This is a genomic window from Rhizobium sp. 05N49, assembly GCF_056396805.1.
In genome coordinates, this window is sequence record NZ_JBFTME010000018.1 from 103,852 (window position 1) to 130,810 (window position 26,959).

Consider the following 26,959-nt stretch of genomic DNA (forward strand, 5'->3'; position numbering starts at 1 on the left):
CCAAGGCGGTGCTGCTATCTCCAAAACCGCTTCGTATCGAGCACCTCATCGACCGACGCTTGCGCCCTATGGATCAACGCCTCCTTGTCTGCATGGGAAAGGACCGAATCCTTCGCCGGGTGGTCCGATAGACCGTGCTTCTGCAGTACATCGGGGCCGGTCGCAAGATCGTTCAGGCTGCCAAGATCATCCTGAAGCAGTTCCATCGCAGCGAGGAATTTCCTGTGTCGACGGGCGCCTCGTCTGTCGTCGAACAGCGATGCGAAGAATTCCGCCGCATACCGGAACTTCTTCGCGTCCTTGCGAACCTCGTGACGGTGCTCGTCGTCCATCTTCGCCAGCGCTTGCCCGCCCTTCTTTATCCGTTTGCGCAGCTTGTCGAGCGCGCGCGCTGCAAAATCACGAGCGCCAGGTATGTCTCCGGAAGAATAGTCCCTGCTCCAGAGCCATTCTATCAGGCCGAGCATCAGGGCCCGTGACCTCGGAGAATTCAATGCTTCAATTGCATCCCGGTAAACGACGTCCCTGGCTGACTTGAGCTTGAGGACAAGGTCGGCATCCTCTGCCTTGGCGAGCAGGACGTCGACGTTTCGCGCCTCCCCGAGCGCAGCGGCGATCCATCGCAGGTCTTCCCTGAGCCTAAGCGCTTCGTCGCTCGGGATGAGCTCCCTGAAAAGGGAGAAAGCCGACCGCAGCCGTCGAAGAGCGACGCGGGCCTGATGCAGCTCCTCCGAGTTCCGCTTCTGGAGGAGCACGTCCTCATTCAATCGGAATTGCCGGACACAGGAAACGGCGATCGCTTGGAATGCCGCAGCCGCATTCATGTCCGGGTCGAGATGGATAGGTTCTGACTTGAAGACCAGTTTCTGAGCTTCGACGAGCGCGAAGCCTCGCTCAGCCTTCGAGCGCACGCCAAACCGGAAGCCCGTGACGGCGTCGATCCTTCGCGCGAAGACGAAAAGGTCGCTCGGGTTTCCGTCTTTAAGTTCGACCTCGACCTCGCGGATCGGGGAGCGACGGTCGCCGGCGACAACCTCTCCTTGATCGACAACGACTTCGAAGCGCGAGCCGTTCTCCTCGATATCCCATTGCCGCCGTTCAACCACGACGTCGAACACCGGTTCCAGTTTGAGCTCGCTGCCGAACTCGCCGGCGAGGGGACTGGTATGATCGACGACGGGCTCGTCTCGGTTGACGGGCGTTTCCCACTCCGACCGCGCAAACAGTGAGCGTGCGGGTCCGGTGGCTTTGACGGTCTGCATGCGCGCTTCGCCGACCTTACGGATGCGAAGCGTGCATCCTTCCCGCCAAAGCCTGCGATCCGGGGTATCGAAGTATGTTGATCGCTGCTCGATAATCCGTCCGGCCTCGCCTAGCAGATGGGAACCAACAAGGCGCTCGAGAGCTTCCTCCGAAAGATCGATCTTCAATTCGGTTTCTGACGACAAAGATGAACTCCGGTTGATAGTGGAAGCTGTTAAACGCCGACCTACCTGTCGTAGTTCGGTGCCACATCGTTTTGATGAAACGTAGGAAGAAATCGAAAACATGCTCGCGGACAACCCGCTCATTTCCTCGACACCGACGGCAAGGTCCCGGGTCGCGCAGGCTGGAGCCATCTGCTATCGTCGCAACGGCAAGCGCGTGCTTTGCATCCTTTTGATCGGCAGCCAAAGAAATGGTCGCTGGGGCTTACCCAAGGGCCATCTCGTTGCCGTTCGCCTCCTCGAGGCCACCGGACTTTCTACGGAATTCCCCGAGAAGACGGTGCGCAGGCAGAAATGGTGTTCACTTAAGGTCGCCGTCGGCGAGGAAAGCCAGCCGGGCCTGCGGGCCTTGCTCGCAAAGCTGGAAGCGGTCGCCTCTTGAAGATCGGTTTTTCCAGATCCCTGTCGAGGGCGATACGGTCACAAAAGAAGATTGTCAGGCTCGTCGAAGCCGTTCTGCAGCCGCCGCGCCGGCGGCGAACGCGCAAGGCGCCGCAACGGCTCGAGACGATCGTGGGCTTCGGCAGCAATCCGGGACGGCTCGTGATGAAATTTTTCGCGCCGCCCAAGCTGCCTGAGCGCCCGCCGGTGGTGGTCGTGCTTCACGGGTGCGGCCAGACGCCCGAGAGCCTGGACGCTGCGAGCGGCTTTTCCCGTCTCGCAAGAGAAAAGGGCTTCGTCGTCGTCTATCCCGAGCAGTCGAAGAGCAACAATCCGCACGGCTGCTTCAACTGGTTTCGGCCGAGCTCTGTCGCCCGCGATCGTGGCGAGCTGCTCTCCGTAAGGCAGATGATCGAACACGCGGGCAAGCGTTATGGTGTCGATCGGAAACGGGTCTTCGTTGTCGGCCTTTCGGCAGGCGGAGCAATGACCGCAGTCTTGGTGGCTACCTATCCCGATCTTTTTGCAGGCGCAGCGATCGTCGCCGGGATGCCGGTCGGCGCTGCTCGCGAGGCGATGTCGGCTCTTCGCGCGATGAGGGCGGGTGCTCCGACACCCGCTGAAGGATGGGGCAGCCGCATCGTCGGCATCTCTCCCGAGCGGCGGTCATGGCCTTCGATCAGCATTTGGCACGGCACGGCCGACAGCGTCGTAAATCCAAAGAACGCAAACGCGAGCGTCGACCAGTGGCTGGAAGCGATGAACATCAATCGGGAATCGAGCCATATTCAGAAAAAGGCCTGGGGAGAACTGCACTCCTGACGGACTGCACATGGATCCTCAGTAACTTTTTATTCCGTCGCCGACCTGGCCCACGGACTGCCCGTCAAGAAGCGCGCGAGTGACCGGTCGAACCCGAAGGATCCTTTCGTACTTGCATCCGACGTTTCAGCTCCTCTCGAACTGATGCGCTTGTGGGGTTTATCGTAACGGACGTTTCCTGGTCACTTTGGCGAGCGCAGCGTCAAAAATGCTGAACTTCCGGACTTTCATCCGCGACTACTGCGTCTCCACCTGAGATAACGCATCCATGGGCGCCAACTATGACTTATGGAGAAGATATGACAGAGAAGAGCTGCTCCGTGCAGACGTCCGAACAGCGCCGTTTCCTCGAGATCCGGGAGGCGGCAGAGCGCTCGATGTTAGAAAAGGTCTTCAAGGCAATCGACGGCGCGGCAGCCGAAGTCGCGGAAAAACTTGCGGAGGCGGGTCTCGATTTCGAGCCTACCAGCAAAGACTATTTCATGTTCACGGCTCAGCAGGTGACTTTCGTCCGTCTATGCGGCGGCGATCCGGATACGCTGCAAGGCGGCGATCCCGACCTCGGTCAGCGGATTGTCAACAATGGCCAGCATATCATCGACAGCTACTGGCGAGGCGGCGAACGAACCTAGATATCCGGCTCGGCCCGAACAGCTGAGGGTGGAGCCGAGGCGGCACGCCCGACCATCGAACCCGGTAGATGGGGCCGGCGCACGCCCTTATTTCTTGCCCCCGTCAGAAGTACGTGTGGATTAGTCCTGCATCACGAACACCCGCCCCGGATTGCATTGATCACAACCCGGGTGGCAGCCGGCTGACGGGGCGGCGAGCCGGGTCTCGCAGTCATGGATCAATCGCTCCACCTTCACGCTCTAACGAAAGCCACGGTCATGGTTTTCTACGCGGTACTCGGGAGTGGTTCGGGCAAAAGCGGACCGCGCAGCATCTCAGTGCCCTAAAAAACAAGGAGGGCGCCGCACGCCCCCCATAACTTGCAAGATGTTTCAATGGTGTTCCGGCTACATCAGGAGCCAACACTCAACAGGAAGCTGTTCGCTCAGCACCGCAACGAGTGCCTCTTGGGCCTCCAGCCACCGCCGCATGTCGATTAGATCCTGAAACGCGTCGCGCAGTCATCCTGGACAATAAAAAGCGGTCGGGATCTTCCCGTCGACGATCGCGGCATAAGTTCGGTCATCACCCGGTGATGGAGTAGCCCAACGCGGGTCAAGCATCGTGCTAGAGCCGAAGAGGCTTGTATGGTGGGACCGCACGGTTTCTTTGAAGGGAAGGGTAGACGAGCTAGCCCCCGCGCGGTCCCAAGGCAAATACTTGAAAAGCCTTGTTTTGTTCCCGCCCCATAGAACAAAAAAGGCCTGCCGGGGCGGGCTAGTTTGAGCTGCATTCTGTGGGATCGCGCAGGCAGATAGATAACGGGTGCCAGAAAGGGGCGGACACCCACAGCACGCGCGAAGATGATTTCCAAAACCCGAGCTCAATGCGCGATTCATCATCGCGTCGGGCGGTCACCGTCTGCAGCCGACGAGCTGCAAGGATCGATTCGTAAATCTGTCCGAGCCGAGCCGAGCCGACGCTCAAGACCACGCCCGCAGGCTGTCGCTCTGCCAACGGCCCGGCGTGCTCATCAAACCTTCGTGCCGAAACCGGCCGGGTTACTGCCGGCTGAGGGCAATTCGTCTTCCCCGTCTGGCAGTTTTCCATCAGGCGTCAGATCGTCAACAGCCTTCGGCAGGTCGCTGCTTAGCCGCTCTAAGATCTCTTCGTGGGAAAGGCCGGTCTTCGCAGCAAGTTCGTTGAGAATGTCGGGACCGAGAGCTTCACCTAGTTGGCCACCATCGATCGGAGCGTTGGAGCTCGGACTGATCCAGCTTTCTGCTTTTTCTCCGTGACCATTTTGCTGGAACGTCTTCAGCAGGTCGCCGAGACCACCTCTTAAGATTCCGCCTGTCGACAGTCCGCTAAGGAGATCGCCAAATCCACCAGGCCCACCGAAAATCCCTTCTAGGCCCCCTGGAGCTTCACCTGAAGTTGTTGGTCGGGCGTCCTGTCTACGTTGCGGATTTTGGATCCCGCGCAGCAATTCGCCAATCTTGTCACGGTTCTGGTAACCAGCCACCGCGATCACGCCCAGCAGGGCCTTCAAAGGACCACTCATCATAGCTTTTCTCCTTCATAACACGGCGGACGCCCGATGCGGCCGCAGATGTTCGTAATTTTGATTTCATTGCATAAGAACAGCGTCCTTGAACGCTACGGTTGCCAAGACTGAACCGTCGTCTCCCGCAATATCAAGGGATCGGCCATCGACCACGTCGTCATGCAAAACAAGTTCAGCAACCATTTCCCGAGCGGACCGTCTTGCCTCGGCGACGGCCTGCGCAACCGAAGGGAATTCGATCCCCTCGTGGTCCTCTTCATAGGAGTCCACGTCGCGGAGGTGAAAGAAAAATTTCATCGGTGCCCTTTCTTAAATGGGACCGGGAAATGAACCGAATGACGCCTTAAGCATGTCTACAATCGCACTATGATCGTACGGCTTGGGAACGAACGAGACGCCGCTCGCAAGGTCGAACGCACCAAGACGGACATGGCCCGAGGTGACGATGACACGTGTTTGTGGCGCTCGCGCCCGGACGCGTGTCATCAGGCCAAGCCCGTCGGTGGAACCCGGCATGTTAACGTCGGTGAAGACAGCGTCGATCTGGGTTGCTTCGAATACGGCAAGAGCTTCGTCGGCGTTGCCGGCCTCCAGGACCTCGAATCCCGCCTCCTCGAGCGCATCGACTGTCGCAAATCTGATGAGCGGTTCGTCGTCCACAACGAGGACCCTGCGGACGGGAAAGGTCCCAGCGTCGGGACCCAGAGGCGGCTCGCTATGGCCTCTCGCTTGCCAGTCGGCGACCGCCTGCGACCAGTGTTCGCGATCCCGCCCGTCCGGACAGCCTTCGCCCTGCCAGATTTGATGCGCCCGGCGACTTATCCAGTTATACTCTTCCTGATCCATCTACCGTCTCCATCGATAGCAGAACGCCGGCAGGACGAGACGGTTCCTGCGCCTTTTCTACATAACCGGAGGAGAAGCCTTGCCGGCCGATCGCGCCTTCCCGTTGCCACCTTTTCATGCGTGGAGCGCGGCGGGTCGACTACTTGGGCTGAGCTTGGTCGTTGATCTCTGTTTGTCTGATCAGTGGACCACGGCGACAACAGTGACACCCACTTCGCCTGCCGCCGTGACGATGACTTCTCGCAGCTGTGGCGGACTGGCATCCCCGATCATCACATCGACGCACGGCCCTCATCGCGGCGAAATACTCTTCGCCATCGCTAGACGGCCAGCCCTTGACCAAGGCGTCTGCGGCTTCTCGCGCTGTTCTTACAATAAAGCGGAATTGAAGGGTCAAAACCTCCCCTGTGGGGGCAGGCGGACCGCTCAGGAGCTCACTGGTGTAAAAACAGGCAGGGTGCGGCACGGCCCGCATAATCTATAGGACTCCCTTCCGGTTGACGTTTTCAACCTCGGCATTTGTTCCATCATTAGCGCCCGGTTATAGACGCGCTCGATCACCGCGACGAGCACCTACTGAGGCCTCCAGCCTGCCGCCTCCGATCGCTCGGCAATATCTGGAAACTCGACGTGCGACGTTCGTCACGCTGAAGGTGATGACGAACTTCAAGCTCTAGAAGACGCAGACGGTTCTTGAGGCGCGCCAGTTACCGATGACAACGCTGCGAGGAAGCACTGACGGAACACGTCAAGGTCTTCGGGGGGTCTTGCCCTTCTGGTTGCTCCAGCGACAGTGTTTTTTGCGCGCGAGGAAAGCGTGAGCGGTTGTGAACGGCGCGGATCGTGCTTCAGCGAAGGTCGAAGACGTAATGGCCCCCATATCCTGAGGAACAGATTAGGTTAAGCGAAGTTAAGAAGGCGGGGTCAATCCGATCTCGAAAAAGGAGGAGTAAATTATGGCATCGACAAGTGGTTCGCAGTCAAAAGGCGGTGCAAAGTCGGGCGGCAGCAAGAGTGCGTCATCGTCGTCCGACAAGAGCTCTAGCTCGTCCGGCAAGCAGGGCGGCACGCACGAACAGCACGTCAAGGCTGGCGAACAGAGCCATAAGAATTCAAAGTAACCTGTTCACGACGGCCGGGACACATTAGAAGGGCGCGGAACTGATCCGCGCCCTTTTTTGCGTCGCGAGATCGCGGCGCGCCTTGCGGAAGCTTAAGCAAGGTCGAGCGACTTCGAATGTGCAACTAGTAACAAGCTCCTGCCAATGTAGACCGGATAGCTTCGCTGGCATCGCGTAGCGCTTGGCGGGAATCGTGAGAAATCAGCCCTTTTAATTGGTTCATCTTGTCCAAAATTACGATCCTGAGGCTTTTTAGAGGTAACCAAGGTCGGTATCGTAGACATGCCCTTATCCAGGTTTTCCTGGCATATTACCTAAGCCTCGCACTTTTGAACCAAACGCGTTTGCTCGCGTTCAAGCCTCACACGAAGTGAGGAGCTTGGTCTCTCGATGATCGTCAAGGAAAAACCCGTCGTTGTTGTCACGGGTGCATCTGCTGGGGTCGGTCGAGCAGTGGCGCTCAACTTCGCGCGGCATGGATGGCGTGTCGCATTATTGGCGCGCGGGAGGGCACGCCTCAAATCGGTCGCAGCCGAGATCCAGGCGGCGGGCGGCGAGACACTCGAATTGTCCGCGGACGTTGCCGATGCCGCCGCCATCGAAGCCGCGGCGGAAAAGGTGCTCGGCGCATGGGGAAAAATTGACGTTTGGATCAACAACGCGATGGTTACCGTGTTCGGGACCGTCGAAACAATTTCTCCAGATGAATTCAGGCGCGTGACCGAAGTTGCCTACCTCGGGCAGGTGCATGGAACGCAGACCGCGTTGAAGCACATGCGTCGCGCTGGTCGAGGAACAATCGTCTGCATCGGATCAGCACTGACTTATCGCTCCATACCGTTGCAATCGGCCTACTGCGGCGCCAAGGCTGCGATCCGAGGATTTGTCGATGCATTGCGATGCGAGCTTCTTCACGAGCGCTCGCCACTCAAACTCACGATGGTTCACCTTCCAGCAGTGAATACGGAACAATTCAGCTGGGCCAGATGCAAGATGCACCACGCGCCACGTCCCGTCGCGCCCGTGTTCACACCGGAAGCCGTGGCGGCTGAGGTTTATCGGGGCGCGCTGACTGCCCCTCGGGAACTCTGGGTTGGACGGCCGACGGTAAAGACGATCCTCGGTGGGCTCCTATTTCCCGGTGTGACCGACCGAGTGGCAGCCGCGACCGCGTTCAAAGGCCAGCTTGATGCCGAGCCGAAGCGCTCAGGACCACCCGATAATCTCTTCAATCCAGTCGATCCGAAGCAGGTTATCGGTGGTCGCTTTGGCGGGGAGGCAAGGCAGACGGTCGGATCGGTGTCAGGATCAAACGCGCGCGCGGCTCTAGCCGCGCTTGGCCTCGGAATGATTCTAAGCGGCATCTACGCAGCCGGGCGCCCTCGAATTCGGCGGCGTCGCTGGAATTAGAACCCCGCCAATCGTCCCCTTTGGAAGGGCCGCGGATCTCGGTGAGGGAGACCTTTCGTTCCGCGCTTGAAACTGGCCGGACCAACGGCATCGGCTCCTTCGCGTAAGGAGGCGCCACACGGCCTGAGGGCCTTTTTTATTTCAATGATTTGATACTCGAATAAGCGCCACCCCACCCCGGTTCCACTGAGGGAGAGGGGCACTGTACGTCTTCGAGACCGACTTCATAAAGCAATGGATCGCCAGCATCGGCTTAAACCGTGCGGCCTTACGCTTGATCTTTATCGGGCAAGAAAGGCAGGCCTCAAGATACTCGCGCCAGCGATGACCATCTCTTGTTTCAAGGCGCCATGCGAAAGGCGTTTCCATTTGCATGGGGGCATCCGGAGGCGCAGTCCCACAGCCCCGTTTAATCTCGTCCGTGAGAAAGGTAGCCTTCGTTTCGCAGAAAGGTGGCGCTCACTCTTCTCATTTCCACAGCTCAGCCATTGCGTCAACGGTCAGCAAGCGCATGTGGACGGGGCTTCATTCGGAGAGAGCAAGTTAAGAAAGCTACGCTCCAGGCTTGCCCCGAAGCCGCCCCAGTCATTTTTGAAGGCCATGGAATCAGTGGAGCATCAAGGGTATTGGCCGCATCTCATCGGCCTTGACCCGTGCCTCCTCCACGTTCTGTGCCGGAAACATCTTGATAAAAAAGTTTTCAGTTTCCAGAGCATGGCTTTGGAGCTCCAGCTCCATGACGCCGGCTTCAGCTTCGTCTTTGAACACATTCAGCAGCCGGTTACGCGACTCGTCAGTGTGGACCTCGTAGATATAGTATCGCATCCGGACCTCCTCGCATCACTGGCGACACCGTCTCAGCCTTTCCGGGCGTGAACAAAGCCAGGTAAGCTACGGCAATGATAATCGCGATGACGAATATCATCAGCACGTATCGGATCATGGCTTTGCTGGCTTTTCGTTCGGTGTCGTTCATGTCGATCCAACAAGCAAGGAAGTAGAAGGTTCCGTGCCATTGCTCAGGACACAGCACGATCGAAGACATGCGCCGCATGGCTTGGATCCAGCTCTGAAAACGCGGGGCTAGGCACCGCTCGTTTGGATCGGGTGTCTGCAGCGGTTGTAAAGGTCGACGTACGCAGGATGCCCGCGTATCATGAAGCCTATGGCCTGCGCTCGCATTGGTATCGCGCCGTCTGCTTCACATATAATGGGACAATATCCCATTTACCCTCTGGTCGACAAACGGATCGGCGGTCTGAACGAAAAGCAACCGCGGTTCCTATGGTCAATCGGTTGACGCGAAGAGTGCCGGCCCTATCTCGCCGCTCAGAGACCTCACCATGGATCACGTGGATATGCACAGCGATCAAGAATTCCGGATGCTCTCGGAGGCGGTCCAGGCGTGGTATCGCTATTACGAACTTCGTCCCGACGAGCAGGCTTCCCATGTCCTATGTTCGGCAGCGCTCGAATTCTTCAACGAAGGATATTGCACCTTTGATGACGTATCGACCATGCTTATCGGAACCTATGTCGGAATTTCGGCTACACGAGTGAATGCGCCAACGTCGAAGTCGGTGCATTAGTGGTTTAGTCTTGCGAGCATGGTGCGAAAGCCCGGACAGACATCCTGTTTGTTGAGCGATACCGGGATCAACAACGCTCGTACACGCGCTATGGCGCGGCGATCATGTTGAGACACACTCCTGATCGCCGCTGCCTAGCCGCGAGAACTTGAAGGGCGCGAAACTGATCCGCGCCCTTTTGCATCAGGAAATCGGCGCGGAGGCCTTGCCGAGCTTGACGGAGGGTTCTCGCCCCCATACCCGCAATTTGCCAAGTTCCTCAACGAAACTGGCGACATCCTTACCGCTTGAAAGGGCAATCGTGCCTTCGTCGAGGGCATTGGCGATACCTGCCTTGCCAAGCAGCGGCAGAGCGGATTGGTCGTAGCCGATATACTTGCAGTGCTGGAACGCGTCGGCGACGAAATCACGTGCGGTCGCTTCCTTGACTAGATCCTCGATCGCCTGATGAGAGGTCAGGAGCACGACCGCATCGAAAAGCACCGACGGGCCGCCGTCGATCATATGCTGCGCTTCAATGAAGCTTCCGTCCGCCGCGGTCACGCCACCGACTTTCGGGGCAATAATCTCGAAGACCGCCTTTTCCCTTGTCACAGCGGCAGTCAGGGCCTTGAGCAGTTTTGCATCGGCGCCGTCGGCGACAAGGATCCCGAGCTTACGACCCTCGAAACGTTTTGGGCCTCGTTCAACGATGCTGAGCGCCGGCGAGGGGTCGAGATCCTGCCTGGTCGGCATGGCAGCGTCGGCGGGTTTCGGCATTGATTGGAGCCCGAGCTTTTGAGCGACCGTGGCAGCAAGCGTCTCATCGATGTTCATTAGATGCGATACCATTCGCTCGCGGATCACAGGCGTTTCGACCTTGCTAAGCTCGAAGGTCAGCGCCATTGCGATGTGTCGTTGCTCGGCTCCCGTCTGGCTGATGTAGAATTGCCGCGCCTGACTATAGTGGTCGGAAAAGCTTTCCGGACGAAGGCGAACCTTCTGGCCCTTTTCCTCGGCAGGGAAATGACGATAGCCTCGTGTCGGAGACTCCCGCGGCCCTTCGCCGTAAGAGTTGGGCTGGTAGTTGACCCGTCCGACCGGATTGCGCATCGCCATATGCCCATCCTGCTGGAAATGCGCGAATGGACACTTCGGCGCGTTGATGGGCAGATGTGTGAAGTTCGGCCCACCCAGACGTTTTAGCTGAGTATCGAGATAGGAGAAGTTGCGGCCCTGCAGCAGCGGATCGTTCGAGAAATCAATACCCGGCGGCACGTTCTGGGTCATGAACGCGACCTGCTCAGTCTCGGCAAAAAAATTGTCGGGCATGCGGTCAAGCACAAGACGGCCGATCGGACGAACCGGAAGCACTTCCTCCGGAATGATCTTGGTCGGATCGAGGATGTCGAAATCGAAATTGTCGGCAAAATCCTGGTCGAACAGCTGCACGCACAATTCCCATTCCGGGAAGTTTCCGGACTGGATCGATTGCCAGAGATCGCGTCGGTGAAAGTCCGGGTCGGCGCCATTGATCTTGACCGCCTCGTTCCAGGCAACGGATTGCAGGCCAAGCTTGGGCTTCCAGTGAAATTTCACGAAAGTGGATTCGTCGTTGGCATTGACGAAACGAAAGGTGTGTACGCCGAACCCTTCCATGAACCGAAAAGATCGCGGAATAGTCCGGTCCGACATGATCCACATGACCATATGCATGCTTTCGGGCGTCAGACTAATAAAGTCCCAGAAGTTGTCGTGCGCGGTCTGAGCCTGCGGAAAGGCACGGTCCGGCTCCTGCTTGGCAGCATGCACCACGTCTGGAAACTTGATGGCATCCTGGATGAAGAAGACCGGAATATTGTTGCCGACCAGATCCCAATTCCCCTCCTTGGTGTACATCTTGACGGCAAAGCCGCGCACGTCGCGAGCAAGATCGGCAGACCCCTTGTTTCCCGCCACCGTCGAGAAGCGCACGAAGACAGGCGTCTTCTCGCCCGCTCGCTGGAACACGTCCGCGCGCGTGATGTCCGACAGGGATTCATAGGTTTCGAAGAATCCATGGGCGCCGTAGCCACGTGCATGGACCACCCGCTCGGGAATGCGCTCATGATCGAAGTGGAAGATCTTTTCGCGGAAGTGGAAGTCGTCGATCAGGGCTGGACCGCGGGCACCGACCCTCAGCATGTTCTGGTCGTCGGCGATCGGACCGCCTTGGGCGGTCGTCAGTATGTCATGTCCGTCTTCGGCGATCTGATGAAGCTCACCGCCATCGCCGCGATGGAGCTGCTGGTCATGAATTGTCACTGTGTCCCCGGCTGAAGGTATAGTCGCGGTTTTCGCCGTTCGCTTGGCCATCGGATGTCCCCTGAGATTTAGGATGTTGAATATGAAAAGGGCCGCCCACCAAGGACGGCCCCTTCGACGCCCCGCCTAAGCGGCCTTGCCTTTGGCGTTCGCCTGCGCCATGGCAAGCTGCGTCAGTTTTTCGTCGGTTGCTTCTTCCTCGGCGAGGTTTGCCTGGAGCAGCGGCACAGCGTCATTTAGGCCGAGCTGCTTTGCCCAGGCGATGAGCGTGCCATAGCGGGCGATTTCGTAATGCTCGACCGCCTGCGCCGATGAAATCAGCCCGGCGTCGAGGGCTGAAGACCCCTTGAATTCTTCCATGATCTCCTCGCCCTCGGCGATGATGCCCTGGATAGCCTCACAGGTCTTGCCCCGGGCAGGCTTGCCGAGCAGCTCGAACACCTGCTCGATTCGGTCGATCTGACCCTGCGTTTCGTCGCGATGGCGCAGAAATCCTGCCTTGCCTTCTTCGGAGTCGGCGGCGCGCGCCATCTTCGGCAAGGCCTTCAGAATCTGCTTTTCGGCAAAATAGATGTCCTTCAAAGTGTCGAGAAATAGGTCGTCGAGCGTTTTTGTGCTGGCCATGATGTCCTCCTGTCTGGCTCTGGCGGGTAACTGGCGATCGTCGGCAAGAACGAGCGTTCAGGCGCCGTCGCCGAGGCGGCAGCGCGTGAAAGGAACCAACGCAACAGGACATTGTTCCCGTATCGAGCGGACATTCTGGACTCGCGGCGCACGCGGCTTCGGCGAACCCTAGTTGGGGCGGCCATCCGTCATCATCTTATGGCTCAAACGCATCCGCTACAAAGGAAGAAGTCCGATTGACGGTGTTTTCGGCGATCCTGCGCCACAGGCGAGCCGAGGAAACCTTTGAAGCAAAGCAAACGGCCGGCCGAGGTTGCTCTGAATAAGCGAGCGCACAAGCGACCCGTTACTGACATAATCTGTTCTGGCAAGGCCGGTAAACCGTCCTCACGCCTGCTCAAAATCCGAGGCTGCGCGCTGGGGAGGCGTCGGCGTAAAGATGCCAAGGGTTTTCAGGTGGATCAGCGGAAGGCTCCAGCTTTTCGCCGGCCAGCGCCGTGAGCTCGTAGATATAGCTTGGCGCCTCAACGGAAATATTGACAAATGCGGCCGTCGAATAGACCGCTAAAGGCAACTCGCCTGACCTGGCATCGAACGATCTAGAAGGTCGCCGCCCACTGCTGTCACGCCCAGTGGTGCGCTTGTTCCGTCAGGCGTAACGCGACGACGCTCCTTCTCAGGTGCGGTCCAGGAGGTGGCGTGATCGTTTCGACTCTATATCCTGTCTGGCTATGGCTTCATCGCCGGAACATCCGCGCGATCGCAATCAAAATGCAGGCGCCGATGAAGCCGGCAATCAGATAGCCGAGCCAGCCGCCGAGAACCACGCCGAAGACAGACAGGATTGCGTTTGCGACGATCGCGCCGACGATCCCGAGAATGATGTTCATGAGGACGCCCATGTTGGACTTCATGAACTGCTCTGCGAGCCACCCCGCGATGCCGCCGATGATGATTGCCGCGATCCAGCCGAGACCTGCCTGTTCCATACGTAGTCTCCTGATGAAGTCCTTGATGATAAAGAGGAAGTAGCGCTGTGTTCTGGATCGTCAATCTCGTTTGGTACCTCGGTTGTCTGCAAACTCTCTGTCTGTGCAAACCAAAGGATTTCTGCCCCTGAACACGATGTAGCAAAACATGGCCATGGCGATGACTGCTGCGCTCACCGCAAAGATTACGCGGTAGGAAGACAGCACCGACAGCGACAGCCCCGCGATTTCGCCATAAACTGCTGACGCCACTGAGACGCCAAGGAAAACGAGCGTGTTCAGTCCTCCAAGCGCTAAGCCGCGCACGCGCGGCGGGATCAGAGTTTGGGCCTCGGTCATCACGAGAGGATGCACGTTTCCCATGGCATAGAGAACGGACAAGCCGGCGCAGGCCGAAAGAAAGGTGAAGCCCGGGGCAGACGAGAGGAAGATGGCACAGGTCACTCCGGCGCCGTAGGTGGATATCACGATCGTTCGTCCGGGGACCCGCATGAGAACAATTGGAAGCATGAAGCTGGTGACGATGCCGACGACACTGATCGTGGTGAGCATCGCGCCCACCGCCACATGCTCGCCGAATACGGACGTGACATAGGGCACCGCCCATGCGTTGCGAAACGTGCCACCGAGCGAGAGGGTGAAGCACACTGGGACGAGATAGAACAGCGATACCAGCGACCAAGGGCGTTGATCCCGGTCGCTTTCTTCAATGCTTGCCGGTGTCGGTCCGAGCACGAAAGCGACTGCCGCAGCGCTGACAGCCATTGCTGCCGCCGCCAACCAGCAAGCGGATTGCCAACCGAATACCTCGACGAACCACGACAGTGGAGAGGCCGAAAGCAAGGCGCCTGCCGAGCCGACGGCACTGACAGTGGCGGAAAGCCGCCCCGCCCTCTCGGGCTCGTTGGTACGCCCGAGATAGTAAAGGACGCCCATAAAAATTGGCGCACAACCGATCCCGACAAAGGATTGGCCGGTGATCGCGCACCAGTAGCCCGGCGAGAGGGCCACGATCGCTGACCCCGCGGCTCCGATACTCATCATTGCCGCCATCGGACCACGCACGCCCCATTTGTCGAACGACATTCCAACAGGGATCTGCAGGATCGAGAAAGAAGCGAAGAACGTCGAGGCGAGCCGGCCGAATTGTTCGGGAGACAGCGACAAATCTGCGGACAAAGCTGGACCTACCACACCAAAGTAACTGCGGAAGTACATGCTCAGCAGAAAGGCAGCGGCCAGAACGGGCAGTGTAAGCGCGGTCATCTTCGGTCCACAGCAAGGGCCGGCCGCGGCGATCGGGCGGCGATTATTGCTGTTCTGGTAAGCGTGGTCTTGGCGGAAGGTCTGGCCCTGGCTACTCCGGCATTGGCTGTAGCCCGTCTGCGTCTTCGCAAACATGCCGGCGACCTGTTCAAGATGATCGCGGAACCTCCCGACGACACCAATCCCGATGCAAACCGATTTACAATCGGTAACCGCCCCATTCGCCGCATTGTCAGCCAGCCTTTTTTCGGCCCTTGAGATCGGCTTGCACGCTCTTTTTCAATGCATCCATGATGTTGATGACATTGGAAGGCTGATCGGATGCGTCTTCCTTGGCCTTGCCTTTGGCCTTGTTGGCCGGCTTCAAAGCTTTCTTCCTAGAGGCAATGAGCTTGAGCAGGCTTTCCTGGATGGGATCTGTGACCATTGAGGGCGACCATTTCTTCAGCCGTGGCTTGATCAACCTTTTGATGGTCATGACGGTCTTGGGGTCGGACTTCGTTTCGATGTCCTGGAAATACTCTTTCTCAGGACGGACCTCGTCGCCGAAACGCAGGGTCCAGACCACGATGCCTTCGCCACGCGGCTCCAGCACGACAGCGCGTTCGCGCCTGCCGATGACCACACGCGAAATCCCAAGGACTTTTTCGGCCTTCATTGCCTCACGGATGACTGCAAACGCCTCGTTGCCGATCTTGTCGCTCGGCATGAGGTAGTGTGGGGTCTCAAGGTAGACCCATTCGATGCTTTCCCGGTGCACGAACGTCTCGATATCGATCGTTCGAACCGTTTCCAGCGCGACCGATTCCAGCTCGTCATCAGTCAACAGCACGAAGTCGTTCTCGCCGCGCTCGTAGCCTTTCGCCTCGTTTTCGTCCTTCACGGCCCTTCCCGTCACCGCGTCCACGTACCGCGAGACGACACGGTTTCCGCTAGCTTTGTTGAGGGTATGGAAGCGAACCTTTTCGCTTTCCGACGTCGCGGGGCTCATGGCAACCGGGCAGGTGACGAGCGAAAGTTTGAGATAGCCTCTCCAGTAGGGACGACGCGGGGCCATGGTGATCCTCCTAGCTGGCCTTCTTGTGTGCGGTCCTGGTGGTCGACTTTCGACCAGTAGTCTTCCCAGGTTTCCGGGCGTTTGAATTGGCGGCCTTTTTTGGTTTTGCCTCGCCCACCCCCGCACTCTCGCGCAACGCCTTGAGCAGGTCGTTGGGTTTGGAAACCTTGACGGGCTTGGGCTTGGGAAGCGTCTTGCCCTCGGCTTTGGCCTTAACCAGTTCTGCCAGCGCGGTTTCGTAGCGGTCATCGAATTCCGCCGGATCGAACTCGCCCTTCTTGGTGCCGATGATATGCTTGGCCAGATCGAGCATCTCGCCTTCGACCTTGATCTCCGGCATTTCCTTGAAAGCTTCTTCCGATGAGCGGATTTCGTAGTCGAAGTTGAGCGTGGTTGCGATGAGACCACGTCCGTGCGCCCGGATCAGGACCGTACGCATCCGGCGGAACAGAACGGTCCTGGCGATTGCCGTTACGTTGGCTTCCTTGAGTGCGTCGCGCAGTCCGGCGAACGCGTCCTCCGAGACATCATCAGTCGGCAAGAGGTAATACGGCTTGTCGAAATAGACGTCGTCCACATCGGAGCAGGAAAGAAAAGCTTCGATTTCCAACATCTTGTCGGAATCCGGAATGACAGCGGTCACCTCTTCCGGATCGATCATGATGTACTGGCCGTCGCCGATGTCGAAGCCTTTGATCTGCTCGTCGCGGTCAACCGTTTCTTCGGTTTCGCTGTCAACAAATTCCCGGCGGACCCGGTTGCCCGTGGCTTTGTTGATGGTGTGGAAGGTGATGCGGTCTGACGTGGAGGCCGCCGTATAGAGACCGACGCCACAGCTGATCTCACCGATCTTGATGTGGCCTTTCCATTGAGCGCGATGTGCAGCCATGATGTAACTCCATCGGGAACCTTACGATCAACTCCCTGTTCTGGCTTTCGTTCCGAGCAGGCAAAGGGGAGGGATATGACGCAGCATTACGAGGACGAGGCCGATGACACCGAGGACAGCTCGAACTTATTGGACGCAGTCGTAACGTGGTTCCGCGTCTATCAGGTCCCGTTTGACAAGAGGGTCGCCGATGTGCTGTGCAGCGCGGCTATACCACTGGCCTCGTCCCGGTTCTGCAAAAGCCGGAGCGCCCGAGGGGTTGTGTTCGTCATTATTGAAGGCGAGGCCGGGCCAGCCGACGTTGTTGCATGCCGACACTGACGTTCGTGCTTATTCAAGAGCAGCAAGCAGAATGGGCCTCCTGGGCGTAAAAGTTGTTGCGAGTCTTTCTGGCAACACCGAAGCGGGAACTGTATTTTGGAACGGATTTGGCTGGATTGGAGCGGTGTAGTTGCAGTACCTCTAGGACTGCAAATCATTGCACGAGCGGGACGGCGAGAGATGGCTCGTCCGCGATCTCCGAAAGCAGGACCTTGATGAACGCGGATATGATAGCCGCCTGGGCCGTGGAAAACGGATTCCATGCGATCGATGCGGGAAACTACCGACGTCATGACGATACTGGCATGATGACGATTGAGATAAAGAAGATGTCGTTTCTCCTGATCGATGAGAGGCAGGGGCTGCGGCCGCACCTCATATCGCGGTTGTTTAAAGACATGCCCCTTTCCAGTGGGAGCGGCCGCTTGCAGGCTCTTCTTCTTGGTCGCATCTCCCATCGGTGACCCTCGCTCGGTCAACACAGCCCAACCAGTCCAGCACCGGTCAGGATCGTGGCCGTCGCCGATGAGTACTCTCGCCACGTGAAATCGTGGGGTGAGAACATGCCTGAGGTCGAGCTGACGAGCGAGAGTGTGGCTTCTATCCCATCAACAGTGTGCAACATTGCCATTGCCGACGCTGTCGCGCCTTCCGTCGGCGCAACCGAAAAGCGAAGGATAGCAGATTTTGAGAACTAAACGTGACGACGCGCCTTTGGTCCCGTATACGGTTTTCATCGATCTTTTGCTTGCCGAGCTTTGTCCACGGCGCGATTGGCACCGCGTTTTAAGCGAACTTCCCTTTCAAAAACAGTCGGTTTCATCTGCGTGGCTGCTGCTTCGCGGTCCCTTATTCTATACTTCGAAAGGGTTCATCATGACCACAGGCACAGTAAAATGGTTTAATTCCACCAAAGGCTTCGGCTTTATCCAGCCTGACAACGGCGGCGCTGACGCCTTCGTCCATATTTCGGCTGTCGAGCGCGCCGGCATGCGCGAACTCGTCGAGGGCCAGAAGATCGGTTTTGATCTCGAGCGCGACATGAAGTCGGGCAAGATGTCGGCCTGCAATCTGCAGTCCGCTTAATCGATATCTGCTTCCCTTTGACCACGGATGTACTGGCACTGCCGGAAGCAAGTTATCAGTTCGAGGCCAGGCAATTTCGCCTGGCCTTTATCATTTCTGTGGCTGACACGAGGAACGAAATGACCGAGACCCATAGTAAATCTCGCCAGGAGGCAGAGATCCCTTTCAGACCCAGTTCTTTGCCAAGAATGCGGCGATCGAAGAGCTCAAATCGGCAGAGCAGGCCCGAGATGAAAAGACGTTGCGCCTTCGAGAAGCCCGCCTGGCCAAGGAACAGGCTGAACGCGCTCTAGCAACCTCCACCCTCCTTGCCAGGCGTTCCAAGACACGCTGACCGTCGGCGCCTGCCACCATTAGGATGAAGATTTGAAAAATCACAACGATCTTGCCGACCGACGTTCAGCTTCGGCCAACGCCAAGGCCGCTCTTCTTAGCGCTTACCGAGCTGCCAAGACGGCCGCGGAACCGTCCCGACTTACCAGGCAAGCCGAGCGCGCCTCGCTTGCCGAAGCGCGTGAAGCACGCCGTCTTGAGCGTGACCGCGTCAGCCTTGAGGCGCAAACCCGGCTTGAAGCAGAAGCGACGGAAGCACGGGCGGCTGCCGAGGCGGCAGCGCGGGTCGAGACCCACTCGAACAGGGCAGCAGAGGACGCACGCATCGCGCGGGCTATCGAAGACGAGGCAGCCCGCAAAGCCGAGCGTGACAGACGCTATGCCGCTCGCAAGGCCAGAAAATCCTAGCCCGCCGGGTAACGGTTCCTCTGCGCCGGGTTTGTTCGCCCAAAAAGTTAATCACACGGTGGAGCCGTCATGACCCCGGACACAAAAGAGCTGCAGACGATTAATACCGCCTGGCAAATTGCGATACAGGAAATCCTGCGCATGGTTATACGCGACATGTACCATGGCAGCGGCGAAGCCGCGTTCGGCGCTCACATCAAGCGTATTGAAGAAGCCGCCGTCGACAGCATCTACACGGATTTGAGGCTCCGCGGCACTGACGAATGGACGGAGGTCGTCGTCAAGGAACGGGCCAGCAACTTCGTGACGACACTTCTGACATCCTTCACTTATGACAGCGCCTGATGTGTTGGAGTGGCTGTGGCGGAGCGGCAGACCGGTCATCCCCCGTCTGAGCCGTGTTGCGGAGATGTGCCTTTAAGAATTGTTGCGCCTCTGCCTAACGCCTATGAGCTGACGCCGCAATTGCCAAGGTCACTCCGACTAAGAATGCCTGCGGAGCAGCAAGGGCCTTATATCGTCCGCGAGTACAAGGCTCGCCGGTGGAATGACATCTTCTTCACCCACCACGACCGCAGAGATGTAGGAAATAGCGTTCCTCATGCCGTTCACAGTGTAGGGCTTTTCGATAGCCCCGAGAGCGCCTGCGAAATCTTCAGGCAGCTTCTTGATGTTGCCGCTGACGAATACGTATGGGATCCCTTCGGATGCCAGATCGCGGCCGACGTCGATGCCTGTTGGGCCGTCCTGTAGGTGAATATCGACGAAAGCAAAATCCGGGTGATGCGCTTTCATGAGGTCGCTTGCTTGTTTGCGATTCATCGCGGTCCCCGTCACCTCGTGACCGGCCATTTCGACCTCGCTTTCGAGCTCCATGGCCAGCAGCATCTCGTCCTCGACAATCATCACCTTCAATGCGCGCTCTCCTCTGTGTCGACCGGCAGCGTGACATCAACGGTTGTCCGATATCCGTCGATCCGCTTCTCGATCTTTGCGTCAACCTGCTTGGCGGATGTTTCAAGAAGGATACGACCGATCTCGGCCGCATCCTCATCGACCTCAACCGGTATAGAGGTGTCCTCCACCCTGATAAGAAAATGTGCGTTCAAGCGCTTGACGACGACATGGATGTCGCCGCCGCCGTCGCTCAACCCCCGCCGGACGGCGTCCCCGACAAGCTCGTTGACGATCAAGGAGAGAGGGGTCGCCTTCACAGCCGGCACATGGAGCGGATGCAGGTCGAGCGTCAGGCGGATATCCTTTCGTCCGACAGCTTCGACAAGATCTCTGACAAGTTCCTCCGTGAAGTCGGCGACGTCGAACCGTGAGACATCCTCCAGCGTGAACAGCTTTCTTTGAACTGTGCTCAAGGCCTCCACGCGGTTCAGCACGGACCGCAAAACGCGTTTCTGGCCCTCATCCCTGGTAATACGCGTCTGAAGCTTTACAATGGAGGCCATGGTCAGGAGGTTGTTCTTGACACGGTGGTCAACCTCGTGGACCAGAAGAGAGCTGATTTTCAGCGCAGCCTCAAGTTTCTCGGTGTGGGCGGCCACTTCCTCTTCGGCGCGATGACGTGCGAAAGCGAGATCAGCCTCTCTCGATTTAACGTTGGTGAAATCCAGCTGGGAAGCGAAGAAATAGACGATTCTGTCGCCATCATCGCGCACCGGAGATAAAAACAAAGCGTTCCAGAAAGGCTCGCCATCTTTCTTGTAGTTTAAGATGTCGATGGCGATATCGGAACCTGCGCTGATCGCCGCGCGGATGCGCGCCACCGTTGCCGCATTCGTCTCCGGGCCTTGGAGGAAGCGGCAGTTGCGGCCGACTACTTCACTGCTCGAATAGCCCGTCAGCCTCTCGAAGGCGACATTGCAAAAGATGATCGGATTGTCGGCCTGATTTGGGTCGGTGACGATCATCGGCATGCGCGTGGCTTTGAAGGCCGCGGCGAAGGGGTCTTCGCGCACATGTCGTGCCACAAGGCGATTTCCGGCATCTTGCGCCGCTTCGGCTTGTTTTCGGTCGGTTTCCTTCATGATGACCTGATCGTTTATGGTCTCGGCGTAATGCATGACGGGTTATTCGAGTTCCAGTTCTCGCCCGGTAGCGCTGCAGACAGGGGCGCTCGAGCGACTGCTATCTGCCGTGGATGAGAGACACGAAGCAGTTGCTCCAGGCCCCCGCTTCAAGAATTCACGTATCGCCGATGCGTAAAATTGATGCTTGCCGCGCAAGGCGGGGACGACATCATGACACCCGACAGCGAAAAGTTTGCTATCGGTCCGATCCGGGCCTTCCCAACCAGCCATCCGGATCCAGGATCGCATCGATCTCGCAGATGACGCCGGTAGGGTTGTAGCTGATCGTCGAGCGCCCGTTTAGCTCGGCTGCCAGAAGCCTCTCAACGAGACGCGAGCCAAAGCCCTTTCGGGTTGGCGGCGTGACCGCGGGGCCGCCGCGTTCGACCCATTTGAACCGTAGCCTGCCGATCTGTTCTTCATAATCCCAAGAGATCGCAACTTTGCCTTGAGCGACCGACAGTGCGCCATATTTAGCGGCGTTCGTCGCAAGTTCGTGGATAGCTAGGGAGAAAGAGACGACCGCCTTTTGAGGCAAAAGCACGGCGCAGCCTCCAATCTCGAAGCGTTCAGGCGGATAGGGTTCCAGCACCTGACTGACCAACTCGCCCAGGTCAGCACGCTGCCAGTCCCGATGCGTGAGCAGATCATGGGCCTTTGCCATTGACATAAGCCTGTCATGGAAAGCGGTGACCTGATCCCGGCCGGTTTCGTTCCGGTCCAGGGTTTGTCTGGCAATGGCAATGACAGTCGCAAACGCATTCTTGACGCGATGGTTGAGCTCGCTTGTCAGGACTTTTTGCAGACGTTCGGCCTCCTTTCTGGCCGTGATGTCCTGGGACATCTTGGAAGCGCCGATCGTATTTCCAGTGCTGTCATAGATAGGAGAAACACTGAGCTGAACGTCGACTAGGCTTCCATCCTTCCTTCGACGCTGCGTTTCGTACGGCTCCACGATCTTTCCGTCGCTGACCTTCCTAAGAATTTCGGGCTCCTCGTCGCGACGTTCCTCCGGGACCAGCATCAGAACTGACTTTCCCACCGCCTCTTCGCGCGAGTATCCATAAAGCCTCTCGGCAGCTGCATTCCAGTTGGTGATCGTCATGTTCAGATCGATGGCGAGAATGGCATCATTCGAAGAAGCGATAATGGATGCAAGAAGACGCTCCGCTTCCTGGGCGCTCTTCCTTGCCGAGATGTCGATGGCGATGAAGCCAACCTGCAGGATTGACCCATCCTCACCTTTGAGGGCAGAGACTGAAACTGCTGTCCATAAGACACTTCCGTCCTTCCGCAAGCATCGCTTTTCCATATCGAAAGGTTCGCCGGTTTCGATCAGGTACTGGAAAAGCCGCTCGGCTTCCGGACGGTCGTCCGCAAACGTCAAATCCTGGAAGCGGATGCCCACAAGCTCCGCTCTCTGATAGCCAAGCATCTCACAAAAGCGTTGGTTGGCTAGCGTCATGCGTCCCGCAAGATCGGTCTGCCCTATACCCGCAGCGGATTGCGAAAATAACGCTCGTAGACGTTCCTCGCTTTCCTTGAGTGCTTGCTGCGAACGCACCCTTTCTGTGGTCTCGCTGACGATGCAAAACACGCCGCGGACGCTACCGGTTTCGTCCTTGATCGGCGAATAGGAAATGTCGAAATAGACGGTTTCTGGATGTCCATGGCGTTCAATGTAAAACTGGCGATCGCTGGCTGAGACAGTTTCACCACCATGAAGGACGCGATCCAGCAAAGGTTGGAGGTCGTCCCAGAGCTCGCTCCAGTTCTCCTTTGCCGGTCTTCCGAATGCGCGCGGATGCCTAAGGCCGATTGTGGGAGCGTAGGCATCATTATAAAGGGCCACATACTGGTCTCCCCAGAACATCACGATCTGGGCATGTGACGGAAGCATGATGTCCACCGTAGCCTTCAGGCAGGCGGGCCACTCCGACGGCGGTCCCAGGATGGAATCATCCCAAAGCCCGCGCTCGATCATGTGTGCTATTCCGGCGCACGCGGTTTTATCGTTCAATCCGAATGCAGACACTCTATGCGGCCCTGATGAAACAAGCAGTTGGAGATGCGAAGTTAAGCCGCTTGAACGCGATAACAAGGGGAGACACCCACCACCTGGGCGGTCTTTTAAGAAGTCGGATTGTGACGCGAGAATGGAACGCTTTTCGTACGGGAGATCTATCGGCGGTGAGCACATCCCGCGGCTGACTGAGATGATCCGTATGCAGCACATGCGTGGCGCATGCGGCCGCTTCCAGGTTGTGGTTCGTTCTACTGTTGTTGATGTCCTCTCTCATTTTCCGGCTCCATAGATAAACCGGTGGCACCCGGAGTGTTCAGGAGCTCAGCAAGGAGCGGACGGTGCTCCTCCTGCGCCACCGGCATGTCGGCGACTGCCATCGCTTTCGACAGAAGCCTGTCGCGGTCTCGCATGCCCTTGTTGAACAGTCTCGCGACTGTCGCCGTCAGCCGGCTGATGGAGGATGGGTCGCCCGACATCCCTTTGGCTCGGGCAACCTCTTTGACGACGCTGGCGCAAAGGCGCGCGTCTTCCTTCGATGGCAGGTTCATGGTTTCCTCCGCAAGTGGCTCGCCCCACGCGGCTGGGGCGAGCCTTCCCTATCGCCTTTAGAAGTCCATTCCCGCGCCGGCCGGCAGGGCAGGTGCGGCGTCCTTCTTAGGCTTTTCAGCAATCATTGCTTCCGTGGTCACAAGAAGGCCGGCGACCGATGCTGCATCCTGGAGTGCCGTGCGCACGACCTTGGCCGGGTCGATAACGCCTTGAGCGTAGAGATCGCCGTATTCTCCGGTCTGGGCATTCCAGCCGAAGGAGAACTCGGCCTTCTCCCGCAGCTTGCCAACGATGACCGAACCTTCGGCGCCGGCGTTTTCCGCGATCTGTCCTTCACTTCCACTTCCGTCGAACCGCCSACSCGGATGACGGCAACGCCGCCAGCGAGCTTGGCGAGACGTTCCTGCAGCTTTTCGCGATCGTAGTCAGACGTCGTYTCCTCGATCTGCGCGCGGATTTGCGCAACGCGGCCATCGATCTCGGCCTTGGAGCCGACGCCGTCGATGATGGTGGTGKTTTCCTTTTCGATCGCCACCTTCTTGGCACGGCCGAGCATGTTCAGCGTGACGTTCTCGAGCTTGATGCCGAGGTCTTCGGAGATGACGGTGCCTCCCGTCAGGATGGCGATGTCTTCGAGCATGGCCTTGCGGCGATCGCCGAAGCCCGGAGCCTTGACAGCAGCAATCTTCAGGCCGCCGCGCAGCTTGTTGACGACGAGCGTGGCAAGAGCTTCGCCTTCGACGTCTTCGGCGATRATGAGGAGCGGTTTGCTCGACTGCACGACTGCTTCGAGGACAGGCAACATCGCCTGGAGGTTCGACAGCTTCTTTTCGTGGATCAGGATGTATGGGTCTTCAAACTCAACGCGCATCTTGTCCTGGTTGGTCACGAAATATGGAGACAGGTAGCCACGGTCGAACTGCATGCCCTCGACGACTTCGAGTTCGGTCTCGGCGGTCTTGGCTTCCTCGACGGTTATGACGCCTTCATTGCCAACCTTCTCCATCGCCTCGGCGAGATRGCGGCCGATCTCGGAATCACCGTTGGCAGAGACGGTGCCCACCTGAGCGATCTCCGAGTTGCTGGTGATCTTGCGGGCATTGGTCTTGAGTTCCTTGACAACGGCGTCGACGGCAATGTCGATGCCGCGCTTCAGGTCCATCGGATTCATGCCCGATGCGACGGCCTTGGCACCTTCCTTGACGATGGCCTGCGCGAGTACCGTCGCGGTCGTGGTGCCGTCACCGGCAAGATCGTTGGTTTTCGACGCCACTTCGCGCAGCATCTGGGCGCCCATGTTCTCAAACTTGTCTTCGAGTTCGATTTCCTTGGCGACCGATACCCCGTCCTTGGTGATGCGCGGAGCACCGAAGGACTTGTCGATCACCACGTTACGACCCTTCGGGCCGAGCGTGACTTTGACGGCATTTGCCAGCACATCGACCCCACGCAGCATGCGTTCACGGGCGTCGCTATGGAATTTGACTTCTTTCGCAGCCATTTGTCTAACTCCTCAATAGGCAGCTATTGACTGATGGTGTTGGGTKTGGGGGACGAGCCGCCTCAGGCGGCTTGTTTACGCTCGGCCTGAGCTTCGATGATGCCCAGAACGTCGCTTTCCTTCATGATCAGCAGATCTTCACCGTCRATCTTGATCTCGGTTCCGGACCATTTGCCGAACAGGATGCGATCACCGGCCTTGACGTCGAGCGCCTGGATCTGGCCTGCATCGCTGCGRGCGCCGGGGCCTACGGCGACGACCTCGCCCTCCTGCGGTTTTTCCCTGGCGGTGTCGGGAATGATGATGCCGCCTCTGGTCTTTTCTTCGGATTCGACCCGGCGTACGAGAATGCGGTCATGGAGCGGTCGGAACGACATGTTTTCCTCCGTGGACAAACGATGATGTTTCGAAATCCCCTGGCCGGACCGGATGACCAGTCCGGGCGGGTGCGAACCTCGTTGAGCGTTCGCGTGCAAAAATTTATTTTCGGGCTTTTTCAATTTCAAGAGGGTCGGCAGGAAAAATTAGCACTCGACACCGCCGGCTGCTAACATGCTGTAAAGGAACAAGAAACAACATCGAAGCGTTCAGAAAACCGTTGAGGGCTGCGCGATTCTGCGCCACCTTCGCAGTGTCATGAAACGGAGATGAAGTATGCAATTCTCATCGGACCTGGAGCGTCAGCTCAACGGCTATGGACTGACCACCGCGCATATTCTCTATCGCATTCCCGACTTCGAATCCGTCCTGCAGACCTATGTCTGGCAGGACTATGATCTCGCTCCCGACTTTCCCGAGATGCACAAGTTCCTCCACTTCTGGAAGGCCAGCCTCGACGGACCACTTCACTCGGTGCGCTATACACACCAGCGGCTGATTAGGCCGAACGAATGGCGTCGTGTCGAGGGCGAATTCAAGCTTCAATGAACCCTTGAATTCGATTTTTTGTCTTCCTAGCTCATTGCCCGCTCGAGACGTTGAACTCGGTGTGCGCCGGTTGTGTTGGAGTAACACCTGCATGGAAGAGAATATCAGTATCATCAAGAGCGTTGGCATCGATGAACGAGAAGAGATCATCGTTGATTTCGCGCGGTGGCTTGAAAAAGCTTCACAGGAGGCGCTGGTTCATGGCGAAAGACGCTTTGCCATGATGTCCGCCAGCATGGCAGAGGCAATGCGCGTCAATGCCGACGAACTGGCGCGCGATGATCCACAAAAGGCCGAGCGTGTGCTGCAACAAGCCAGCGCAATGATGGCGCAGTTCAAGGCCGCCTATCCCCATCGCGTCATCAGTCGATCTGTCCATTGATAGAGATAGTGGTGGCGGATCTATGAAAGGTCAGCTCATGCCGGCGCTGCGGTAGGCAACCATTCTTGGTGGTAACATGGTGGGTCCGAACGATTTGGAAGAAATGCAACGGGAAGATGTCGGCGGATTTCGGGCCCTTCTCCGTCGTTATCGCACCCAGCTCGTGGCAACTGCGACGGTGACCCTGTTCTGCCTTGTCGGCTACGCGATCATGCAGTTGACCGATGAGGTGCGCTATGACGACGTCGTCGARGCCCTCGCGGCAACCCGGCCGAGCTCGATCCTGCTCGCCTTGCTCTTCACGGCGCTGAGCTTTCTGGCACTCGTTTTCTACGATCTCAACGCCATCGACTATATCGGCAAGCGGCTGCCTTTTCCGCATGTCGCGCTCACCGCCTTCAG

Annotated in this window: 29 protein-coding genes and 3 pseudogenes; 14 read left to right on the top strand and 18 right to left on the bottom strand. The window is 58.0% G+C overall.

What is annotated here, in order from left to right; genetic code table 11:
- Positions 1-14 precede the first annotated feature (14 nt).
- Positions 15-1,448 (bottom strand): CHAD domain-containing protein, encoded by a 1,434-nt coding sequence (locus AC1DF8_RS28210; protein ID WP_113207542.1) that lies wholly within the window; start codon positions 1,446-1,448, stop codon positions 15-17.
- 100 nt (positions 1,449-1,548) lie between these two features.
- On the opposite strand from AC1DF8_RS28210, the gene AC1DF8_RS28215 reads away from it, so the two are divergent.
- The 3 genes from AC1DF8_RS28215 (at position 1,549) to AC1DF8_RS28225 (ending at position 3,322) form a co-directional block, all read left to right on the top strand.
- On the top strand, positions 1,549-1,869 hold the full coding sequence (locus AC1DF8_RS28215) for an NUDIX hydrolase (protein WP_018114682.1): 321 nt from the start codon (positions 1,549-1,551) through the stop codon (positions 1,867-1,869).
- Positions 1,866-2,690 (top strand): extracellular catalytic domain type 1 short-chain-length polyhydroxyalkanoate depolymerase, encoded by an 825-nt coding sequence (locus AC1DF8_RS28220; RefSeq protein ID WP_478155840.1) that lies wholly within the window; start codon positions 1,866-1,868, stop codon positions 2,688-2,690. The genes AC1DF8_RS28215 and AC1DF8_RS28220 overlap by 4 nt, the downstream gene beginning before the upstream one ends.
- A 299-nt stretch (positions 2,691-2,989) precedes the next feature.
- Entirely contained in the window at positions 2,990-3,322 is a 333-nt protein-coding gene (locus tag AC1DF8_RS28225; protein ID WP_018114684.1) for a hypothetical protein, read from the top strand.
- Between the two features lie 1,013 nt (positions 3,323-4,335).
- Here the strand turns inward: AC1DF8_RS28225 and AC1DF8_RS28230 are convergent.
- The 4 genes from AC1DF8_RS28230 to AC1DF8_RS28245 form a co-directional block, all read right to left on the bottom strand.
- A complete protein-coding gene (locus AC1DF8_RS28230; RefSeq protein ID WP_018114685.1) occupies positions 4,336-4,869 on the bottom strand; it encodes a YidB family protein in 534 nt (177 codons plus the stop codon).
- Positions 4,870-4,932: 63 nt separating this feature from the next.
- Positions 4,933-5,166, bottom strand: coding sequence for a DUF6894 family protein (locus AC1DF8_RS28235; protein WP_113207543.1), 234 nt, complete (start codon positions 5,164-5,166; stop codon positions 4,933-4,935).
- A gap of 12 nt (positions 5,167-5,178) precedes the next feature.
- Positions 5,179-5,715 (bottom strand): response regulator, encoded by a 537-nt coding sequence (locus tag AC1DF8_RS28240; RefSeq protein ID WP_018114687.1) that lies wholly within the window; start codon positions 5,713-5,715, stop codon positions 5,179-5,181.
- 139 nt (positions 5,716-5,854) lie between these two features.
- A complete protein-coding gene (locus AC1DF8_RS28245) occupies positions 5,855-6,190 on the bottom strand; it encodes a DUF982 domain-containing protein (RefSeq protein ID WP_246715778.1) in 336 nt (111 codons plus the stop codon).
- A gap of 481 nt (positions 6,191-6,671) precedes the next feature.
- Here AC1DF8_RS28245 and AC1DF8_RS28250 point away from each other — a divergent pair, with 481 nt between their 5' ends.
- Together AC1DF8_RS28250 and AC1DF8_RS28255 are read left to right on the top strand one after the other, a co-directional pair.
- Positions 6,672-6,836, top strand: a complete 165-nt coding sequence (locus tag AC1DF8_RS28250) for a hypothetical protein (protein WP_018114688.1) — start codon at positions 6,672-6,674, stop codon at positions 6,834-6,836.
- A gap of 390 nt (positions 6,837-7,226) precedes the next feature.
- Complete coding sequence (locus AC1DF8_RS28255; protein ID WP_478155841.1) at positions 7,227-8,246, top strand: SDR family oxidoreductase; 1,020 nt, start codon at positions 7,227-7,229, stop codon at positions 8,244-8,246.
- A gap of 606 nt (positions 8,247-8,852) precedes the next feature.
- Here the strand turns inward: AC1DF8_RS28255 and AC1DF8_RS28260 are convergent.
- Positions 8,853-9,071, bottom strand: coding sequence for a hypothetical protein (locus AC1DF8_RS28260; protein ID WP_018114690.1), 219 nt, complete (start codon positions 9,069-9,071; stop codon positions 8,853-8,855).
- 533 nt (positions 9,072-9,604) lie between these two features.
- Here AC1DF8_RS28260 and AC1DF8_RS28265 point away from each other — a divergent pair.
- Positions 9,605-9,835, top strand: coding sequence for a hypothetical protein (locus AC1DF8_RS28265; protein ID WP_246715780.1), 231 nt, complete (start codon positions 9,605-9,607; stop codon positions 9,833-9,835).
- A gap of 183 nt (positions 9,836-10,018) precedes the next feature.
- On the opposite strand, the gene katE is transcribed toward AC1DF8_RS28265, so the two are convergent.
- The 6 genes from katE to ku (AC1DF8_RS28295) all read right to left on the bottom strand — a co-directional run bounded on the left by katE (position 10,019) and on the right by ku (AC1DF8_RS28295) (position 16,943).
- Entirely contained in the window at positions 10,019-12,169 is a 2,151-nt protein-coding gene (gene katE, locus AC1DF8_RS28270) for a catalase (RefSeq protein WP_113207545.1), read from the bottom strand.
- A 75-nt stretch (positions 12,170-12,244) separates the two neighbouring features.
- Positions 12,245-12,742 carry a YciE/YciF ferroxidase family protein gene (locus tag AC1DF8_RS28275; protein ID WP_018114694.1) on the bottom strand — a complete coding sequence of 166 codons (498 nt, stop codon included), beginning with the start codon at positions 12,740-12,742 and terminating at the stop codon, positions 12,245-12,247.
- 737 nt (positions 12,743-13,479) lie between these two features.
- Complete coding sequence (locus AC1DF8_RS28280; RefSeq protein WP_018114695.1) at positions 13,480-13,731, bottom strand: GlsB/YeaQ/YmgE family stress response membrane protein; 252 nt, start codon at positions 13,729-13,731, stop codon at positions 13,480-13,482.
- A gap of 60 nt (positions 13,732-13,791) precedes the next feature.
- Positions 13,792-15,132: an MFS transporter gene (locus tag AC1DF8_RS28285; protein ID WP_183851342.1), complete on the bottom strand. Its 1,341-nt coding sequence runs from the start codon at positions 15,130-15,132 to the stop codon at positions 13,792-13,794.
- 97 nt (positions 15,133-15,229) lie between these two features.
- Positions 15,230-16,054, bottom strand: a complete 825-nt coding sequence (ku, locus tag AC1DF8_RS28290) for a non-homologous end joining protein Ku (RefSeq protein WP_478155842.1) — start codon at positions 16,052-16,054, stop codon at positions 15,230-15,232.
- Positions 16,055-16,064: 10 nt separating this feature from the next.
- Entirely contained in the window at positions 16,065-16,943 is an 879-nt protein-coding gene (gene ku, locus AC1DF8_RS28295) for a non-homologous end joining protein Ku (RefSeq protein ID WP_018114698.1), read from the bottom strand.
- A 536-nt stretch (positions 16,944-17,479) separates the two neighbouring features.
- Here ku (AC1DF8_RS28295) and AC1DF8_RS28300 point away from each other — a divergent pair.
- The 5 genes and pseudogenes from AC1DF8_RS28300 to AC1DF8_RS28320 all read left to right on the top strand — a co-directional run bounded on the left by AC1DF8_RS28300 (position 17,480) and on the right by AC1DF8_RS28320 (position 19,436).
- On the top strand, positions 17,480-17,728 hold the full coding sequence (locus tag AC1DF8_RS28300) for a hypothetical protein (protein WP_113207547.1): 249 nt from the start codon (positions 17,480-17,482) through the stop codon (positions 17,726-17,728).
- A 412-nt stretch (positions 17,729-18,140) separates the two neighbouring features.
- Entirely contained in the window at positions 18,141-18,350 is a 210-nt protein-coding gene (locus AC1DF8_RS28305; protein WP_112547310.1) for a cold-shock protein, read from the top strand.
- Between the two features lie 119 nt (positions 18,351-18,469).
- Positions 18,470-18,684 (top strand): annotated as a pseudogene (locus tag AC1DF8_RS28310) (hypothetical protein).
- A 32-nt stretch (positions 18,685-18,716) separates the two neighbouring features.
- Entirely contained in the window at positions 18,717-19,091 is a 375-nt protein-coding gene (locus tag AC1DF8_RS28315; RefSeq protein WP_113207548.1) for a DUF6481 family protein, read from the top strand.
- Between the two features lie 69 nt (positions 19,092-19,160).
- Positions 19,161-19,436, top strand: a complete 276-nt coding sequence (locus tag AC1DF8_RS28320) for a hypothetical protein (protein ID WP_113207549.1) — start codon at positions 19,161-19,163, stop codon at positions 19,434-19,436.
- A 138-nt stretch (positions 19,437-19,574) separates the two neighbouring features.
- Here AC1DF8_RS28320 and AC1DF8_RS28325 read toward each other — a convergent pair whose 3' ends face one another.
- The 6 genes and pseudogenes from AC1DF8_RS28325 to groES all read right to left on the bottom strand — a co-directional run bounded on the left by AC1DF8_RS28325 (position 19,575) and on the right by groES (position 25,625).
- On the bottom strand, positions 19,575-20,006 hold the full coding sequence (locus AC1DF8_RS28325; RefSeq protein WP_018114279.1) for a response regulator: 432 nt from the start codon (positions 20,004-20,006) through the stop codon (positions 19,575-19,577).
- Positions 20,003-21,130, bottom strand: coding sequence for a PAS domain-containing protein (locus tag AC1DF8_RS28330; protein ID WP_029616321.1), 1,128 nt, complete (start codon positions 21,128-21,130; stop codon positions 20,003-20,005). The genes AC1DF8_RS28325 and AC1DF8_RS28330 overlap by 4 nt, the downstream gene beginning before the upstream one ends.
- A 238-nt stretch (positions 21,131-21,368) precedes the next feature.
- Positions 21,369-23,156, bottom strand: coding sequence for a PAS domain-containing sensor histidine kinase (locus tag AC1DF8_RS28335; RefSeq protein WP_112547298.1), 1,788 nt, complete (start codon positions 23,154-23,156; stop codon positions 21,369-21,371).
- Positions 23,157-23,446: 290 nt separating this feature from the next.
- The gene (locus AC1DF8_RS28340) at positions 23,447-23,746 is read right to left on the bottom strand and encodes a hypothetical protein (protein ID WP_112547299.1); all 300 of its coding nucleotides are present in this window, start codon (positions 23,744-23,746) and stop codon (positions 23,447-23,449) included.
- Positions 23,747-23,803: 57 nt separating this feature from the next.
- Positions 23,804-25,248 (bottom strand): annotated as a pseudogene (gene groL / locus AC1DF8_RS28345) (chaperonin GroEL).
- A gap of 62 nt (positions 25,249-25,310) precedes the next feature.
- Positions 25,311-25,625, bottom strand: a complete 315-nt coding sequence (gene groES / locus AC1DF8_RS28350; protein WP_018114737.1) for a co-chaperone GroES — start codon at positions 25,623-25,625, stop codon at positions 25,311-25,313.
- Positions 25,626-25,902: 277 nt separating this feature from the next.
- On the opposite strand from groES, the gene AC1DF8_RS28355 reads away from it, so the two are divergent.
- The 3 genes and pseudogenes from AC1DF8_RS28355 to AC1DF8_RS28365 form a co-directional block, all read left to right on the top strand.
- Positions 25,903-26,175 carry an usg protein gene (locus AC1DF8_RS28355; protein ID WP_113114900.1) on the top strand — a complete coding sequence of 91 codons (273 nt, stop codon included), beginning with the start codon at positions 25,903-25,905 and terminating at the stop codon, positions 26,173-26,175.
- A 91-nt stretch (positions 26,176-26,266) separates the two neighbouring features.
- Positions 26,267-26,557 carry a hypothetical protein gene (locus tag AC1DF8_RS28360; protein ID WP_018114735.1) on the top strand — a complete coding sequence of 97 codons (291 nt, stop codon included), beginning with the start codon at positions 26,267-26,269 and terminating at the stop codon, positions 26,555-26,557.
- A 76-nt stretch (positions 26,558-26,633) separates the two neighbouring features.
- A pseudogene (locus AC1DF8_RS28365) lies at positions 26,634-26,959 on the top strand (hypothetical protein); the annotation flags it as partial.

Excerpts from the sequence above, each read along its gene's own strand:
- AC1DF8_RS28230 (WP_018114685.1), bottom strand. The coding sequence starts at position 4,869 with ATGATGAGTGGTCCTTTGAAGGCCCTGCTGGGCGTGATCGCGGTGGCT.
- ku (WP_018114698.1), bottom strand. The coding sequence starts at position 16,943 with ATGGCTGCACATCGCGCTCAATGGAAAGGCCACATCAAGATCGGTGAG.
- AC1DF8_RS28260 (WP_018114690.1), bottom strand. The coding sequence starts at position 9,071 with ATGCGATACTATATCTACGAGGTCCACACTGACGAGTCGCGTAACCGG.
- AC1DF8_RS28275 (WP_018114694.1), bottom strand. The coding sequence starts at position 12,742 with ATGGCCAGCACAAAAACGCTCGACGACCTATTTCTCGACACTTTGAAG.
- AC1DF8_RS28330 (WP_029616321.1), bottom strand. The coding sequence starts at position 21,130 with ATGAAGGAAACCGACCGAAAACAAGCCGAAGCGGCGCAAGATGCCGGA.
- AC1DF8_RS28280 (WP_018114695.1), bottom strand. The coding sequence starts at position 13,731 with ATGGAACAGGCAGGTCTCGGCTGGATCGCGGCAATCATCATCGGCGGC.
- AC1DF8_RS28255 (WP_478155841.1), top strand. The coding sequence starts at position 7,227 with ATGATCGTCAAGGAAAAACCCGTCGTTGTTGTCACGGGTGCATCTGCT.
- AC1DF8_RS28355 (WP_113114900.1), top strand. The coding sequence starts at position 25,903 with ATGCAATTCTCATCGGACCTGGAGCGTCAGCTCAACGGCTATGGACTG.
- AC1DF8_RS28340 (WP_112547299.1), bottom strand. The coding sequence starts at position 23,746 with ATGAACCTGCCATCGAAGGAAGACGCGCGCCTTTGCGCCAGCGTCGTC.
- AC1DF8_RS28215 (WP_018114682.1), top strand. The coding sequence starts at position 1,549 with ATGCTCGCGGACAACCCGCTCATTTCCTCGACACCGACGGCAAGGTCC.
- AC1DF8_RS28225 (WP_018114684.1), top strand. The coding sequence starts at position 2,990 with ATGACAGAGAAGAGCTGCTCCGTGCAGACGTCCGAACAGCGCCGTTTC.
- AC1DF8_RS28360 (WP_018114735.1), top strand. The coding sequence starts at position 26,267 with ATGGAAGAGAATATCAGTATCATCAAGAGCGTTGGCATCGATGAACGA.
- ku (WP_478155842.1), bottom strand. The coding sequence starts at position 16,054 with ATGGCCCCGCGTCGTCCCTACTGGAGAGGCTATCTCAAACTTTCGCTC.
- AC1DF8_RS28335 (WP_112547298.1), bottom strand. The coding sequence starts at position 23,156 with ATGATCGAGCGCGGGCTTTGGGATGATTCCATCCTGGGACCGCCGTCG.
- AC1DF8_RS28320 (WP_113207549.1), top strand. The coding sequence starts at position 19,161 with ATGACCCCGGACACAAAAGAGCTGCAGACGATTAATACCGCCTGGCAA.
- katE (WP_113207545.1), bottom strand. The coding sequence starts at position 12,169 with ATGGCCAAGCGAACGGCGAAAACCGCGACTATACCTTCAGCCGGGGAC.
- AC1DF8_RS28245 (WP_246715778.1), bottom strand. The coding sequence starts at position 6,190 with ATGCGGGCCGTGCCGCACCCTGCCTGTTTTTACACCAGTGAGCTCCTG.
- AC1DF8_RS28265 (WP_246715780.1), top strand. The coding sequence starts at position 9,605 with ATGCACAGCGATCAAGAATTCCGGATGCTCTCGGAGGCGGTCCAGGCG.
- AC1DF8_RS28250 (WP_018114688.1), top strand. The coding sequence starts at position 6,672 with ATGGCATCGACAAGTGGTTCGCAGTCAAAAGGCGGTGCAAAGTCGGGC.
- AC1DF8_RS28300 (WP_113207547.1), top strand. The coding sequence starts at position 17,480 with ATGAACGCGGATATGATAGCCGCCTGGGCCGTGGAAAACGGATTCCAT.
- AC1DF8_RS28235 (WP_113207543.1), bottom strand. The coding sequence starts at position 5,166 with ATGAAATTTTTCTTTCACCTCCGCGACGTGGACTCCTATGAAGAGGAC.
- AC1DF8_RS28305 (WP_112547310.1), top strand. The coding sequence starts at position 18,141 with ATGACCACAGGCACAGTAAAATGGTTTAATTCCACCAAAGGCTTCGGC.
- AC1DF8_RS28285 (WP_183851342.1), bottom strand. The coding sequence starts at position 15,132 with ATGTTTGCGAAGACGCAGACGGGCTACAGCCAATGCCGGAGTAGCCAG.
- AC1DF8_RS28240 (WP_018114687.1), bottom strand. The coding sequence starts at position 5,715 with ATGGATCAGGAAGAGTATAACTGGATAAGTCGCCGGGCGCATCAAATC.